The 16,203-nt window shown below is 39.1% G+C and carries 13 protein-coding genes and 1 pseudogene; 5 read left to right on the top strand and 9 right to left on the bottom strand.

The features are described from left to right. Nucleotides 1-267: 267 nt before the first annotated feature. The 3 genes from A5816_RS11795 to A5816_RS11785 all read right to left on the bottom strand — a co-directional run bounded on the left by A5816_RS11795 (nt 268) and on the right by A5816_RS11785 (nt 3,138). Entirely contained in the window at nt 268-1,536 is a 1,269-nt protein-coding gene (locus A5816_RS11795; protein WP_002372461.1) for a glycoside hydrolase family 73 protein, read from the bottom strand. Nucleotides 1,537-1,764: 228 nt separating this feature from the next. Next, complete coding sequence (locus A5816_RS11790) at nt 1,765-2,502, bottom strand: SDR family oxidoreductase (protein ID WP_010733116.1); 738 nt, start codon at nt 2,500-2,502, stop codon at nt 1,765-1,767. 66 nt (nt 2,503-2,568) lie between these two features. Continuing rightward, complete coding sequence (locus A5816_RS11785) at nt 2,569-3,138, bottom strand: DapH/DapD/GlmU-related protein (RefSeq protein WP_002372464.1); 570 nt, start codon at nt 3,136-3,138, stop codon at nt 2,569-2,571. A gap of 126 nt (nt 3,139-3,264) precedes the next feature. Here A5816_RS11785 and A5816_RS11780 point away from each other — a divergent pair, with 126 nt between their 5' ends. From A5816_RS11780 to nagE, 3 genes are all read left to right on the top strand, one after another. After that, the gene (locus A5816_RS11780; RefSeq protein ID WP_086311405.1) at nt 3,265-4,137 is read left to right on the top strand and encodes a LysR family transcriptional regulator; all 873 of its coding nucleotides are present in this window, start codon (nt 3,265-3,267) and stop codon (nt 4,135-4,137) included. Nucleotides 4,138-4,477: 340 nt separating this feature from the next. Next, nucleotides 4,478-5,350 carry a PRD domain-containing protein gene (locus A5816_RS11775; protein ID WP_086311442.1) on the top strand — a complete coding sequence of 291 codons (873 nt, stop codon included), beginning with the start codon at nt 4,478-4,480 and terminating at the stop codon, nt 5,348-5,350. Beyond that, a complete protein-coding gene (gene nagE, locus A5816_RS11770; RefSeq protein ID WP_086311404.1) occupies nt 5,347-7,305 on the top strand; it encodes an N-acetylglucosamine-specific PTS transporter subunit IIBC in 1,959 nt (652 codons plus the stop codon). The genes A5816_RS11775 and nagE overlap by 4 nt, the downstream gene beginning before the upstream one ends. Nucleotides 7,306-7,636: 331 nt before the next feature. Here the strand turns inward: nagE and A5816_RS11765 are convergent, their stop codons facing one another. Next, entirely contained in the window at nt 7,637-8,488 is an 852-nt protein-coding gene (locus tag A5816_RS11765; RefSeq protein WP_086311403.1) for an SDR family oxidoreductase, read from the bottom strand. 123 nt (nt 8,489-8,611) lie between these two features. Here A5816_RS11765 and A5816_RS11760 point away from each other — a divergent pair, with 123 nt between their 5' ends. Then, nucleotides 8,612-9,079 carry an Rrf2 family transcriptional regulator gene (locus tag A5816_RS11760; protein WP_086311402.1) on the top strand — a complete coding sequence of 156 codons (468 nt, stop codon included), beginning with the start codon at nt 8,612-8,614 and terminating at the stop codon, nt 9,077-9,079. A gap of 262 nt (nt 9,080-9,341) precedes the next feature. On the opposite strand, the gene A5816_RS11755 is transcribed toward A5816_RS11760, so the two are convergent. Together A5816_RS11755 and A5816_RS11750 are read right to left on the bottom strand one after the other, a co-directional pair. Continuing rightward, nucleotides 9,342-9,824, bottom strand: coding sequence for a GyrI-like domain-containing protein (locus A5816_RS11755; protein ID WP_086311401.1), 483 nt, complete (start codon nt 9,822-9,824; stop codon nt 9,342-9,344). 99 nt (nt 9,825-9,923) lie between these two features. Further along, nucleotides 9,924-10,787 carry an AraC family transcriptional regulator gene (locus tag A5816_RS11750; protein WP_086311400.1) on the bottom strand — a complete coding sequence of 288 codons (864 nt, stop codon included), beginning with the start codon at nt 10,785-10,787 and terminating at the stop codon, nt 9,924-9,926. A 599-nt stretch (nt 10,788-11,386) separates the two neighbouring features. On the opposite strand from A5816_RS11750, the pseudogene A5816_RS16570 reads away from it, so the two are divergent. Next, nucleotides 11,387-12,229 (top strand): annotated as a pseudogene (locus A5816_RS16570) (SWIM zinc finger domain-containing protein); the annotation flags it as partial. A 649-nt stretch (nt 12,230-12,878) separates the two neighbouring features. Here A5816_RS16570 and xylB read toward each other — a convergent pair. From xylB to A5816_RS11730, 3 genes are all read right to left on the bottom strand, one after another. Next, entirely contained in the window at nt 12,879-14,360 is a 1,482-nt protein-coding gene (gene xylB / locus A5816_RS11740) for a xylulokinase (protein WP_086311398.1), read from the bottom strand. A gap of 62 nt (nt 14,361-14,422) precedes the next feature. Continuing rightward, on the bottom strand, nt 14,423-15,256 hold the full coding sequence (locus A5816_RS11735; RefSeq protein WP_002315855.1) for a carbohydrate ABC transporter permease: 834 nt from the start codon (nt 15,254-15,256) through the stop codon (nt 14,423-14,425). Continuing rightward, a complete protein-coding gene (locus tag A5816_RS11730) occupies nt 15,249-16,163 on the bottom strand; it encodes a carbohydrate ABC transporter permease (protein WP_002335286.1) in 915 nt (304 codons plus the stop codon). The genes A5816_RS11735 and A5816_RS11730 overlap by 8 nt, the downstream gene beginning before the upstream one ends. Between the last annotated feature and the right edge of the window lie 40 nt (nt 16,164-16,203).

The raw sequence follows: 16,203 nt of genomic DNA, 5'->3' as shown, positions 1-16,203 counted from the left end.
GGACAGCTTTTTCACAACCTCTTCCTTAAACGGTGTTCAATCAGCTGACCCTCGGTATTAGCTCAAAAAACGGCAAAATATGAAGAACTATTTTTCCGTTTGTTTCTCTAATACTCAGGTCAGGACGCTGATTTCACAACCTCTGATACACGGTGTTCCAGAAGTACCTTCTTCGAGAATAAGCCGAAATTTACAAAAATTTGAGAAACAATTTTCGTAAATTTCTTCTTATTTCTTGAAGCTGACCACTTCTGTCACAACCTCTTTTTAATAACCATAAAATCCTATTCCTTCATATCTCCAGCCCATTGGCGTTAGCCAATCTCTTTCTTTCGCACTTAAGGTATAGTGATGGGTACCAGTTTTTTCATTTGGATTGAATAATCGATAGATTGGTTTGGAACCACCAGAATAAAAACTTAGACCTTCATAGCGCCAACCGATTTTTGTTAAAGAGTTGATCTCAGATTGCGCCATTGTGTAATGATGGTCTCCGCTGTAAGGATTGTATAAACGGTAGACAGGCTGTCCACTGTTTGGTGCTTGCCAAGCAATCCCTTCATATTCCCAGCCTACAGTGGGCAGATAATTTTTTTCGCCGGCATTCAATGTATACAAATGCTCTCCTGTATGACGATTATATAAACGATACATTGGAGAAGTTGAAGTTGGTGCTGTATCATACTGCGTCAGATTGTAAGTCTCGATTACATTGTTTAATGTAGCACCATAATTAGGCGCAGTGGCATAACGACCGGTCAACCAAGCTGTAGCATCCTTGTAAGAGTTCGTATTGCTTTTCCATGCACCAGAATAATAATACACGCCCGGCTGGAAAGAAGTCGTCTTCAATACCGTCACATTATCTTGTAATGATTCTTTGTACGAAGGGTATTTTCTAAAAGCAGCATTTACCGTGATCCATTGTCCATTGACATATTCCGAAGTAGGCATCGTAACGGATTGGCCATTATAGCTTCCTTTGATTCCAAATAGATTGTAATTAGGAGCAGAAGCCAAGGCACTGTTCCCCCAGCCGCTTTCAACGATTGCTTGTGCAATCATGACTGATGCGTATAAGTCATTGGCACTTGCCAAGCTTTGTGCAGTGGATGCAATACTATCAATGAATGCTTGTTGAGAATTAGCAGATGAGCGGGCAGAAAAAGCGTAGCCAGTATAGTTTTCGAATTCAGACAAATCTGCTTGATGGGTATGTGTCAATGTTTGTCCATCCGTCAATTGATTCGTGATTTCTTCCGCATTCTCTGGATTTTTCTGAGCTTCTGCTGATGTGCTTTCTTCCGTTTGCGGTTGTTCTGTTGTCCCTGTTGTTGATTCTTCAGTTGAAACCGTATTTTCGGAGACAGCAGCTGACTGCAACGTACTTTCTGTATCGTTTTCAATTCCTATTTCTGAAGAACTCGTTGTCTGAGTTGTGACTGTTCCTGTCGTTTCTTCAGCTAGCACGGTTGTGTTGGCAACTGCTAGATTTCCTAAAAGAATAACGCTAAATAATAAATTCTTTGCTTTCATCTTTTTTCTCCTTTGGATATGAAACTTTTCCTAAATAACAGTGTAACTAAAAAAGTAAAAGTAAGTCAATGTCCATTTTTAAATAACTTTTGTTTTTTTGGTAAAATTGCTTTTTCTACATAAAAAAAACGTGAATGAAGAACCTTCTTCATTCACGCCTTATTTAGTTAGTTGGTCATTTGAATAACCAATAACAAGTAATTCTCTCTGGATATTATCCGTTATGAATTATACTTCTTGTGTCGTCGGACGGATGATCATGTTGCTGACAGACATCCGGTCTGGCGTTTCTATCGCAAATGCTACAGCAGATGCTATATCTTCAGATGTTAATCCCCATTCTTTTTGCGCTTCATGAAGTTCACGAGCGGCTTTTTTGTCGCTGATCGTTTGATATAATTCAGTTTGAACAGCTCCTGGAGAGATGATTGTAGATTTGATGTTATTTTGTCGCTGTTCTTGACGTAATCCTTCCATGATCGCACGGACAGCAAATTTTGTTCCGCAATAAACGGCGGAATCAGGATAAACAACATGACCTGCTACAGAATCAGTTGAAATGATATGCCCAGATTTTTGTTTTTCCATGATTGGAAGTACGGCGGAAATCCCGTTTAAAACACCCATGATATTGATATCAAGCATATTTTGCCATTCATCTCGGTGTCCTTCAACTAATGGTGCGGTTGGCATGATCCCTGCATTATTGTACAATACATCGATTCGACCGAATTTTTCCATCGCTAAATCGATAACTGCTTGGACTTGCGCAAAGTCTCTTACATCTGCTGTTTGAATATATAGCTCAGCTTCTGGTAAAGATTCTTTTATTGCTTTGAGGCGATCTTCTCGGCGTGCGGCAATGACTAGTTTAGCCCCTTTTTCTGCTAACAGCTTCGTTGTTGCTTCACCGATTCCGCTTGAAGCGCCCATGATGACAATCACTTTTTCTGATAAATCATTCATTCTATTCTCCTCCTGTTTTGAAAAATCTTTTGCTTGTACTTACTATCTCTTATTTCATCTTACTCTTCAAATAATCCGTTCGACAGGTTTGACGATTTTGGCAGGGATTCCTGCAACGATGGTATTGTCTGGGACATCTTTCGTAACAGTTGCATTCGCTGCAACAATGGCATTCTCGCCAATCGTTACGCCTGGCAGAATAGTTGCTCCTGCTCCGATCCAAGCATTTTTTTTGATGTGGATTGGCTTTACTGACAAGCCTCTTCGTTCTGTTGGATCGGTTAGATGGTTTACCGTGATGAGATTGACACGAGGACCAATCAATACTGAATCTTCTAAACAGATACCACCCAAGTCGACGAACATCGCTTGACGATTGATAAAGACATTTTTCCCTATACTAATATGTTTGCCGAAATCTGTATAAAAAGGCAGCAGAACAGTCACCGTATCATCTACTTTGTCACTAATGATTTTTTCTAGCCGTTTGCGGATATCTGCTGGTTCATGGTACCCAGTATTCAGCGCTGCTAAAGGCTCTTCGTTTTCCGCTTGGATCTGATGGATCACTTCAAAAAGTGGATCCGTCACTCGAATCTCTTTATTAACGATTTGTTTTTCGATGGCACTTGTCATTTTGCTCCCTCCTTTTATCCTTACTTTATAACGGACGGCTTACTATGTCTAATATTTATAAAATATACTTAACTATTCATTTTAGCTATACTTAGTGATATACTTTTTAAAAACAGGAGGGAAAAAATGGATATTCGTATACTGACGTATTTTTTAGCAGTAGCTAGAGAAAAAAATATCAGCCGAGCAGCAAAATCGCTGCATATCACGCAACCTACTCTCTCAAAACAACTGAAAGATTTAGAAGAAGAACTTGGTGTGACACTTTTCACTCGAGGCTCCCGAGAGATACAGTTGACGGATTCTGGTCGATATCTTTATTCAAAAGGAAAAGAAATCTTGTCATTGGTGGAAAAAACGACGAACAACTTAACAAATGACGAAATCATCTCTGGAGAAATCTACATTGGTGGCGGTGAAACTCAAGCAATCTCTTTCATTTCTGATAGCCTTCATTCGTTGATCAAAGCGCATCCTGATATCCAGTTTCATTTATATAGTGGGAATGCAGATGATATCATGGAGAAATTGGATAGCGGGCTACTCGATTTTGGAGTCGTGATCGAACCGACAAATAAGCAAAAATATCAGGCATTTCGACTACCTGCCCAAGATCGTTGGGGACTTTTGATACATCGGACTCATCCTTTAGCAAAACAAACCGTTATCCATCCACAAGAACTAAAAACTGTTCCTTTGATCATTTCCCGGCAAACGTCAGTGGACAATCAACTATCTGAATGGCTAGGTTTCAGCATAGATCAGTTATCGATCGTCGGAACATATAACTTATTGTACAATGCTTCTTTAATGGTCGATAACGGGACTTTTGGTGCATTAGCTCTAGATGGGATCATCAATACTTATGGGACGGAAAAAATATTTATCCCACTCGATCCGCCATTACAAGCTTCACTGAATCTCATTTGGAAAAAAGACCAGCCGCTTTCTCCTGCAGCTCGTAAATTTTTAGATGTCCTAACGGAGAAATACAGTTAAGTAGCGTTTCTTTCCTTTGCTTTCAGCTTTTTAACAACGAATAAGATAAGCAAAAGATCCAATAATTAAATAACACAGGTTTCTTAATCTGTTCCTTCATTTTATTTCTGATAATTCCATTAAATTACTATAATTATAAAAAAAGAATTGACAAAACATAACTGTCTATATAAAATGATTACGTTAACAATAATTCGTTTCATGTGACTAGATCATACTAGGCATGAAAAATCTCTGAGGAACATGGTTTCCCTAGGAGGTTTTTCGTGTCTATTTTTGTTTGGCCGCAATCAACGGGTCTAGCAGACATGAAAACCAAATCTTCAAAAAGGGTGCGCGCATGAAAATCAAAAAGATCTTTAATCAAAATGCAGTATTGGTAGATGACGGTGGGCAGGAAAAAGTAGCTATTGGAAAAGGAATTGGATTTGACAGAAAAAGAAATGATTTGATCTTTGATCGTGATATTGAGCGGATATTCGTCATGGAGCCAGAAGGACAAATCAAATTGCAAAATCTACTCAATCAGATTGATGAACGCTTTTTGTTTGCAGCAGAAACAATCATCGATCATGCGGAAACTGTCTTGATGGAGAAACTGAATGAGCATGTGTTGATTGCTTTGACCGACCACATTGCTTTTTCTGCGGAGAATATCAATAACGGTATCGTCATCCGCAACAAGCTTTTGAGAGAAATCGAAGTGCTTTACAGTGATGAATTCAGTATTGCTCAATGGGCAGTAGAATATCTGACGAAAGAGCTTGGGATTCCATACACTTATGACGAAGCAGGATATATCGCAATCCATATCCACAGCGGACGAAGCGGTCGAAATAATAACCATCGCAGTATCCGTGAAGTGACGATTGTATCTGATATCATCCATTTAGTGGAATCAGAATTGGAAACAGATATCCATTCAAAACCATTTTCACTGAATTATTCAAGACTGGTGAATCATTTACGACTGCTTCTACAACGAACCCATGCGCAACAATATGCTGTCTTAGATACGGAAATCGTAGAAATGGTCAAACGAAAATACCCAGAAAGCTATAAGATTTCTAAAAAAATCCGTGTGTTGCTGACCAAAGAATACCAGCTCGCGATCACGAAAGAAGAACTGGGTTACTTGGCCATCCATATCGAGCGTTTAAGAAGCGCAATCGTACAAACAAATGTTAACAATCATGAGGAGGAAAAAAATTGAAAGCATATCTACAACGAATGGGACGTTCCCTTCAACTCCCAGTTGCGGTCTTACCTGCTGCTGCTTTGCTAGTAGGGATCGGGAACTGGTGGGCATCTTATAGTAACGACATTGTCGCTCATTTTTTACAAGCTGGCGGTAACGCAGTTTTAGGTCAATTGCCTTTGCTGTTTGCTGTTGGATTAGCACTAGGGATGTCAGTGGACAAATCAGGTGCTGCTGCCTTAGCAGGGTTGGTTGCATTTGAAGTTCCAGTAAATGTTTTAAAAACTGATTCAGTAGCTACTTTATTGAATATCAAACCAGAATCAGTTGATCCATCTTTTGCTCAGATCAGTAACGTATTTATTGGTATTATTGCCGGATTGATTGCGGCAGCTCTTTATAATCGTTTCCACGAAGCAAAATTACCGATGGCTTTATCTTTCTTTAGCGGTAAGCGTTTAGTGCCAATCTTGGCTGCCTTCGTCATGCTGCTGATCAGTGCAGTGCTACTGCTCGTATGGCCTCCGGTTTACTCTGCTTTAGTTTCTTTTGCTAAATTCATTTTGAGTTTAGGCTGGGTTGGTGCAGGTCTTTATGGCTTCTTCAACCGTTTACTGATCCCTACAGGATTGCATCAAGCAATGAACTCCGTGTTCTGGTTTGACGTAGCTGGAATCAATGATATCGGTAAATTCTTGGCTTCTGAAGGAACAAAAGGCGTAACAGGAATGTATCAAGCTGGATTTTTCCCAATCATGATGTTCGGGCTTCCAGCAGGAGCATATGCTATTTACAGAAATGCCCGTCCAGAAAACAAAGCAAAAACAGCTTCCTTGATGTTAGCAGCAGCTTTTGCTTCATTCTTTACTGGTGTAACAGAACCACTTGAATTCTCATTTATGTTCGTTGCTTGGCCATTATATGTCTTGCATGCCATTTTCACTGGGATTTCTTTAGCAGTGAGTGCATTCTTCCATTGGACCGCAGGATTTGCCTTTAGTGCCGGATTTGTCGATTACTTCCTATCTTTGAAAAATCCGATTGCGAATCAGCCATTGATGTTGATCGTCCAAGGGTTAGTAACAGCAGTAATTTACTACTTTGGCTTTAACTTTGCTATCAAAAAATTCCATCTGATGACTCCTGGCCGCGAGGAAGCAGATCTTTCAGATGACGATACTGCAACGACTAATTCAGACAATAAATATGCTGCACAAGCAAACAAAATCTACGCTGCATTAGGCGGAGCTGATAATGTAACTTCAATCGACAACTGTACTACACGTCTTCGTTTGCAAGTCAAAGATACAGGCCTGATCGATCAAAACAAAATCAAAGCCACTGGCGTACCTGGAATGAAAATCATTGATGGGAAAAATGCGCAAGTCATCGTAGGTACAGAAGTACAATTCGTTGCAGATGAGATGGCAAAATTACATGGTGGCGCTGCAGCAAGACCTGCACAAACAAACACCGTGGTTAAAACAGAAACATTTGCCGGCGGAACGATCGAACAAGATATTTACGCTATCGCAAATGGGAAACTGATTCCAATCACTGAAGTTTCAGATGATGTATTCGCGGAAAAAATGATGGGTGACGGCTATGCTGTATTACCAGAAAATGGAGAAATCTTCTCTCCAATCGCTGGTACGATCACAAACATTTTCCCAACGAAACATGCGGTCGGAATCCAAACAGATGCTGGTATCGAAGTCTTGCTTCATATGGGCATCAATACTGTTGACTTAAAAGGTGAACCATTCACTTTATATGTAGAAGAAGGTCAAAAAGTCGCAAGAGGTCAATTGATTGCTTTAGTTGATCTTGCTGCTATTCAATCTGCAGGCAAAAACACGGATATGGTCGTTGTATTCACAAATGGCGACAAAGTCCAAAGCTTAGAAATCGAACCCGCACGTGATGTAAAAGCAAATGATAAAATCGGCTCTGTTTCTAACAAAGCCTGAGCCATCGTCTTCCCCAGACTTTTTTATCGATAAACAAACAGGAGCTGAGACAAAAATCTTGTCTCAGCTCCTTTTTCCGAATAAAAACGGCGTTCTCCTGCCTACTCCGCGGTAATAAGTCCAGCCAAACGAAACATATGAAGCGCTATTTTTTATTTGACTCTTCTTATTACTTGATGCAGAACAGCTTTTTTACAACCTCTGGTAAACGGTGTTCAAAAACCAGTTTATCGGTATGAAGTCAAATTTATGCAAAAATGTCGAAAGCCATTTTCACAAAATTTTTCTTCATACTCAAAACTAAGCGGCTTTTTCACAACCTCTTTATACATTATTCCTGATCCAGTATTTCTTTCAATGCTGCTTCAAGAGAGACTAATGGTTTTTCCAAAACTTTTTCTAAATCATCAGAGGAAATAGCTAACTGATCCTTTTTGATATCATGTTGGATCGCTAAAAACATGTCAGCTGCTGCTTGAGGGAATCCGGCTTCTTTTAGATTTTCGACAAACGCTACATCACTTGCTTCAATAATTTCTAACTCTTTACCTGTCGCACGCTCTAATGCCTTGGCTAATTCTTCATAGTCAGTTAGATGGCCGGATAATTCTAAGATTTCTGGGGAATCATTCTCTACTAGTACTTTTGCTGCGGCTTCTGCATATTCCCGTTTCAATGCCCAACCTGTTTTTCCATTTCCTGCAGCATAAACGAATTGACCAGTTGTTAAAGCTTGCCCAATGATAGGTAATTCATTCTCTACATACCAATTGTTCCGTAAAAATGTATGGGGAATACCTGAATCCTTAATTGTTTTTTCAGTGAATTGGTGATCTGGCGCTAATACACTGATTGAGTGATCGGCATCTGCAAAACTTGTATAAGCGATATAAGATACCCCAGCTGCTTGCGCTGCTTTCACTACATTCTCATGTTCGGCTTGGCGATTTCCTGGAACGCCAGAGACAAAAAGCAATCGATCTATTCCTTTCAACGCTTCTTTCATTGAATCTAACTCATCATAATCACCAATACGTATGTTAAATCCAGCTTCTTTCAGTGCTTCTCCTTTTTCTTCACTACGTACTAGTGCATAGATTTCATTTTGTGGAACCATCTTTTTTAAAAATTCCAGCGCATAACCACCAAAACCTCCAGTTGCTCCTGTTACTAAATAATGCATATTTACCACTCCTTATTCTTTTTATTTGTTAAGATTTACAGCTGTACATTTATAAATTACACCTTTATCATAAAGAGTGTGGTAAGATAAGTCAAGCAAAAAAAAATGAAAGGATGACAACTGATGAAGTATTCTCTGCAATTTAGTGATGCAATCCATGTACTTGCCTATATTGAAATGTTTCAAGATACCCGATTGCTTTCTAGTGAGATGATTGCCAGCAGTATCGAAACAAATGCAGCAAATGTACGTAAAATCATGAGTCAGCTCAAAAAATCCGGCTTGATCCTTACAAAAACCGGAAAACCGCAACCTTCCCTTGCCAAAAGACCAGATCAGATTTCTTTACTAGATGTCTATCGTAGCATTGAAGGTAATACACAGCTTATCCAAGTCGATCCAAAAACAAACCCAAATTGCGTCGTTGGTGCAAATATCCAAGAAGCTTTAGAAGAAAGCTACGCTCGGCTGCAGAAAAAAGCAGAAGAAGAAATGGCTAAGATCACACTTGATAGTCTGATACATAAAATAGCCGTTTTGGAAAAAGAAAAAAGGCCAGAAAACACAGACCTCGTAGAGAGATTTTTATAATTCTCTCTACTGGACCTGCATTTTTCTGATCGGAATCGTCTACAAAAATTCTTTTATTCTCGGGAGAATAAAAGAATTGTCATGCCTCTTTTTTCTCTCTAATATTCAGGTCAAAGCGCTGAAGTCATGACGTCTTGATAAACGGTGTTCAAGTAGCTGACCCTCGGCATTAGTTCTGAAAAATACAAAATATGGAAAGCTATTTTCCATTTTTCCTCTCTAAAGCTCAGGTCAAAGCGCTACTTTCACGGCCTCTATATTATCATGGTTTGTTGACTACCGGTATCCAGATTTCTCCAATGTATTTCCCATCGATAACACCCATTTCAACGACAGCATTCGGACCATCAACATAGGCGTAATCTTCTACTTCTCTTAAAACATGTCCAAAGGCCGTATTCGTCAAATCGTTCCTTAGTTCTTCAGGCGACTCCGATGAAGCGCTTACAACGAGATACATTCCTTTTGGAAATGGGATGATCTTCGTAGTGTTAGGAACATCCTGGCTCGTTTGAACACCGACATAGTACATCATTTTTCCGTCATAGGGTTCGTTGACTGTAAAGAAATAATGATTTTCAGCAGCTTGTTTCAAGGTGTCTATTGTTCCGTCACTGATGACTTTTTGCTCAAAGGCTTGCTTCTCTGCTGCCAAACCGACAAAATCTGTATTGCTACTTTTCAATTCCACACCAATACCTGTCACTGCAAACTCTGGTTTTTCTTCAATCTTATACTTTGCCATTTCTCCCACCCTTTCTATTATGTTAAGTTTATCTTACGTAAAATTAAAGGGAATTGACAAAGTTACGTTCTTTTTCATAGAGGTGCTTTTATTTTTTAACTATTTCTTTAATTTTACTGCAATCCAAATCTCACTGTAAACATGACTGAAATCCGCTCCCCATTTTGTAAAAGAGATCTCGGGAGCTTCAACTAGCTCATAATCTGAAGAAGGAAGCCATTCTGCATAGATTTTCCCCCAAGTGTCTTGTAAAGTTTGGGGAAATGGTCCTTTATTAGGAAAAATGGCCCAAGTGTGTTCTTCTATAGCAAGCATTTCTAAATCAGCGTACGGATTTTCTTTTGTCGTAGCAAAGCCGATCATGTGCATTAAACTACCCTTTTCTTCTAAGCGGTCTGCATCAAATCCATAAGAAACGTTGATTACTTGATGTGGATATAAATCTCCTAACTTATGCATCTCTTCCCTTTGAGTCTCCGTGATCGTCTGCGCTAACTTTTGTATTTCTTGATTGACTCCTTCAAATTGGACAGGAACTTTTTTCGCCACACCTGCCACATAAAACTGTTCTTTCTTTTCGATACGAAATTCCATCGATTTTCCTCCTCTGACATCAATAAAAAATGTCAAGCGTGGAAAAGATTTTTGTATGCCATATCTGCTGATTTCTGAAGGCAGATAACCTGACCAATCACGAAAAGCTCTTGAAAAACCCTCGACTGTTTCATATCCATATCTAAACGCCGTTTCTGTTACTTTTTCCCCACCTAGAAGATCGCGATTAGCCAAAGCCAATCTACGGTTTTTGATATAGTCCATCAGAGACATCCCTGCAATAAACGTAAAGATGCGCTTTAACTGATATTCAGAGATTCCTGTATTTTCGGCTATTTTTTTATAGGTAAGACTTTCTGTCAAATGTTCTTCGATGTAATCAATCAATTGGTTCAGATCTTTAAGCATGTTTATCTTCCTCCTTGCTTGCCTTTTTATCATATTATCAAAGAAAGTCAATTACTTGATGAATCAGGAACCAATTTAGTCGGGTATAGAAAAATTTGTATGGATTTAAAGAAAATTCTCAAGCAGCGTTTTGTAACGGATAATTGGTAGTATCTGCCTACTTATGTTTTACCTTTAGAAAAAATGAATTTTGGGGAAGACACATTCTAAGTTAACAAAGAAGGAAAAATAGCTTTTATCCCCTTCGTTAAACCGCTTACTATCTACTGTACAAAGCAAGCGGCTATTCGGATTGTTGATACGAACGCTGCTTGAATCTTTCTTTGCGTTACATCATACCTCTTTTATCAATTGGAACAATTATTTATTTCCAACAAAATTCCTTCATTTTTGCCAGGTAAATAAAAAAACAAAAAGTTCCATCTTTAAAATACGCTATTTTTTTACTTTTTCTCTCATTCTTTAAGAAAAGGAACGCAGAATTAATTTTTGACAATTCGAGAAAAAGTTGCTTCACAGATATGGTAAAATCAGCTACTTTTTTCTTTAACGATTCTTTATACTAAATATAAACAAGTGTTTCATGAAAGGAGAACTATATGAATAATTGGCTTGAGCTTTTTCCTGAAAACATTTTGGAACGCGGGTATAGCTATCATCTGCACGGGTTTGTCAGTCATTTGAACTATACGAGCAAACACTTGACCGCAACAGTTTCTGGCACGGAAGATTATAAGGTAGTGATCACATGGGATGAAAAGACGAATATGACTTGCGATTGTCTATATGCCATAGAAGGAAAAAACTGCAAGCACATGGCGGCTGTCTTATTCGCTTACGAAGAACGTCCAATAAAAAAATCCAACTACTCGCTTTCCGAACTCTCTTCCCTTGTTTCTTCCGCTAGTTCCTCTCTTGTACGGGAACTTTTAACAGAGATTCTTATAGAACATCCGCAATTTATCGAACGCTTCAAAGAGAAGATCCCGCTCCATGCAGTAAACTACACAGATAAACTAGCAACGATCATCCACAAATACGATCATCCTATCGGAAAAAACAAAAACAGGAAAACAGCGAAGTTTATCATGGAGATGCGAACGTTCATCCAAGAAGCTGTTGAGTCGCTTATACAGCAAAATGCCTATCTTCCCGCATTCGAATTGATCAATGAAGTGATTGCTACTCTTGAAACATGCTATTTGGAGCCTGCGGACGAACGATCACTTCTTCTGATAGAGGATTGTTATTATTTATGGAAAGAATTATTAGCAGAAGCACCCCGTGCAGAAAAAAGACAAATGTTCTCTTGGTTCGTCTGCCAAGTCGATCATACTGACGCCTCTTATTCAAAAAACTACTCCATAAAAATCCTGAAAGAAGAATTTCAGGAAAAAGAGTTCTCTAGCCAAAAGAAAAAAATAACCAAAAAACGAAAAAAATCTGTAAAAAAAGGCGAGCCCCATAAAAAAGGACAAACACACACGGACAAGCAGTCTAAATCCATCAAAAAAACAACTGGCTCTACTTTAAAAAATACGGATGATACAAGTAAAATAGAAAATTTGAAAAAACGTTTATTAGCATCTGACAGTATCCACTTCCCTACATTGGAAAAACTAAAAAACGCATGCCCACCTGAAACGTGGCCGATCATACGCAATGAACTGTTTTCAGCTCTTAAATATCATAAAAATGTGGATCGCTTTTATGCAGCAGAAGGTTGTTATGATTTATTGTGGGATTATGTAAAAAGCACAGACAGCTTGATCATGGTCGACCGGCACTTTGATATCTTGAAAAACTATTGTCCTAAACAGTTATTACAAAAATATGAATTTGAATTACGTCAAAACGTAGCTAATTTTGCGACAAAATTGGAATACCAAAAACTTGGCAACCAAATAGAAAAAATGGCTAGCTTGCCAAACGGACTTGTGACAGCTAAATTGTTGACCAAAGAACTTCGAGAAAAATATCCGCGCAGAAAAGCATTGACTGCTGAGATGAAAAGAATCGAACCAAGGTTGAAATAAAGAAAATGGAAGAGGCTGTGACCAAACTTTTGTCACAGCCCTTCTGTTTTATAATTTATAAGTTATGACAGATTTCCTTCGTTGCTGGATAGATTTTTCGGTATTGTTGATAGATTTTACGATACTTTTCTACATTTTGTGAGAGAGGTTCCACTGCATCTGTATATTGGATAAAAAACTGGCAACAGCTTTCAGGTGTATAGAACCACCCTAATCCTAGTGCAGCAATCATTGTTGCGCCTAATGCAGGTCCTTCCTCCGCACTTAAACAATAGATCGTTGCATCGAAAATATCAGCTTGGATTTGTAGCCATGCAAGATTTTTCGCGCCTCCTCCCACCGAAACAATACGTGTAAATCTGCGACCCGCTAGTTCTTCCATCAACTGTTGCGAATCTTTCAATGAAAAGGTGATCCCTTCCAACACCGCTCGGGTAAAATGGCTAAGTGTATGTCGAATATCCATACCAATGAAACTCCCCCGTATCTGGCTATCGGCGTACGGTGTTCGTTCTCCTGAGAGATAGGGTGTGAACAATAATCCATTTGATCCTGGCTCGATCTTTTCGATTCCTTGCAGCAGTTCGTCAAAAGAAAGTCCTTTGGAAAAAGTTTTTTTGAACCAATTGAGACTGTGTCCCGCAGCTAACGTCACTCCCATAGAATAGTAAGCATCATTTATTGCATGATGGAATAAGTGAAGTTTGCCTTCATAAGACTTTTGGTTATTTTTCTCATAAGACAAAAATACTCCTGAGGTTCCAATACTGACCATAGCTGCGCCATCTTGGATGATCCCAGCACCTAAAGCAGCACATGCATTGTCTGCTCCGCCAGCAAATACCTTTACTTCTTTGTGAAAACCAAATTGTTCTGCTAGTTCTTTGCGTACCGATCCAATGCAAGTAGTAGAAGATACAAGCGGAGGCAGTATTTTAGGAGAGATATGGAAAGTCTGTAAGAGCTCCTCAGACCATGTTTTTCTTTCCATATCAAGTAATAACGTACCTGCAGCATCTGAATAATCCATCTGCTGGTTTCCTGTCAGCCAAAATCCAAGGTAATCTTTCGGCAATAAAACATGACGAACATTTGCCCATAATTCCGGCTCATTTTCTTGAAGCCATAGCATTTTAGGTAACGTAAAACCTTCTAATGCGCGATTATTGGTAATCTCAAGTAATCGATCACCAAAGTTTTCCATTATTTCTTCACATTCTTGGGTTGTACGCACATCATTCCATAAAATCGCATTTCTTAACGGTTGGTTCGCTTCATCTAGTACGACTAAACTGTGCATTTGACCAGAAAAACTGATTCCTTCTAATTTTTGAGTAAAATCAGGTACTTTTTCAGCTAGTTCTTCGATCACTTGACCACAAGCTTGGATCCAGTCTTTGGGATCTTGTTCACTAAATCCAGCTTCTGGTTGTAGTAACGGATAGTCTTCGCTCGCCGCACCTTGGATCCTCCCATTCCTATCCATTACTAATCCCTTCAATGAACTAGTTCCTAGATCAATACCTAAAATATACATTTAACCACCTGCCTTGTTTTTATTATCCTATCGAAAACGATTGCTGACAATGTCCGTTTTCCCTATTCTTTGATCCCACCTGCAGTCACGCCACCTATGATGTACTTCGATAAAAACAGATAAATCAGCAGAAGCGGTGCGATACTGAGAGAAATCCCTAGATACATACTGCCGAATTCTGTACGATAGACATCGGTTTTTAACAGCTGGATCAACATCGGCAAGGTAAATTTGTCAGTATCGTTGATCAAGATCAGCGGCATCAAAAAATTGTTCCAAGTAGTCACGAATGAAAATATAGCCATCGTCGCTAATCCCGGTTTCATCAAAGGAAGCATCACTTTATGGAAAATCTTCAGCTCTCCTGCACCATCTAAACGCGCTGAATCTGCCAAATCGGAATGATAGACAGTCTCCAGATATTGTTTCAAAAAGAAGACAGTCGTAGGCGATGCAATCGCTGGAAAGATCAATGGAATATAGCTATTCAGCAAATCCAACCGATTCATAAATTGATAAAAACCAATCATGCTGATCTGCTGAGGAATCATGATCAATCCAAGAATAACGGCAAAAGCAAGTCTTTTTCCTTTGAAGCGGTAAGCAATCAATCCATACGCAGTCAAGGCAGAGAAATAAACATTCAATAACGTAGCACCAGCTGAGATCACCAAACTATTTTGGAATCCGTTGAACACATCGAATCCTTTATTCCTCAAAACATGCCAATTCGCTGCTAACTGTGTTCCTGGAAGTAAGGATAGCCCTTGTTGTATTTGCTCTGCTGAACGTGTGGAATTTACCAGAACGACCCAAAAGGGAAAAATACTCAAAAACGTAAGTAACAACATGAATCCATAAATCAGCAGACGTTGCAACCGATAGTGTTTATCCATTTCTTCCCCTCACTTTGCTCTTTTCTTGGAAAAACCGGAAAAGCAATGTACTCAAAAGAATCGACATCCCTAACAAAATGACTGAAGCTGTCGCAGCAATCTGAAAATTCCGACTACCAGTAAATGCTTGTTTGTAGATGAACATCGTAATCGTGTTGACACTATTGTCAGGATTTCCGTTAGTCAATAAAAACGGGATATCGAACATCTGCAGACCCCCGATCAATGACGTCACTAAAGTATACAGCATGATAGGTTTCAATAACGGCAACGTGATCTTTCGAAAAATCTGAGCATCACTTGCGCCATCAACCATGGCAGATTCGAAAAGCGACTGATCGATACTTAATATCCCTGAAACAAGTACAATCGTTGTCTGCCCATACCACATCCAAAACTGAATAAAAGAGACAATCAAGCGTGTACTTGCCACACTTCGGAAAAAATCAAACGGTCGCTCCAACACACCTAAATGAGTCAGGACCAAATTCATCGGCCCCATCGGAAAGCTGAACAATGCAAAAAATAGAACGGCTACAGACGCTGCTGTAATAATGTTTGGCAAATAGAAAATAATTTTAAAGAAACCTGTCCCCTTCAACTTCAATTTGAGATTTGTAAACCAAGCAGCCAAAAGAAGCGCCAACGTAATCTGAGGGACAAAATTCACACCCCAAAGAATCAATGTGTTTCTGATTGATTGAAGGAACAATGCATTGTTCAAAAGATTGACATAGTTTTCGAAACCGACGATCGAGGCTTCTGTATTCCATCCTTTCAAATCTGTGAAGCTTAAAAAAATAGTATAGAAAATCGGATAAAGCTGAAATACTAGAAATGCTAAGAAAAATGGGGCAATGAATAATAAACCATAACGATTGTAGCGCTCAAATCTAGCTTTTTTCACTCGAATCTCCTTTCTTGTACCTTTTAGACAACTGTCCCAG

Source organism: Enterococcus sp. 3G1_DIV0629 (assembly GCF_002141285.1).
Taxonomy (GTDB): domain Bacteria; phylum Bacillota; class Bacilli; order Lactobacillales; family Enterococcaceae; genus Enterococcus_B; species Enterococcus_B lactis.
This window is presented reverse-complemented; position numbering and strand designations above follow the sequence as displayed.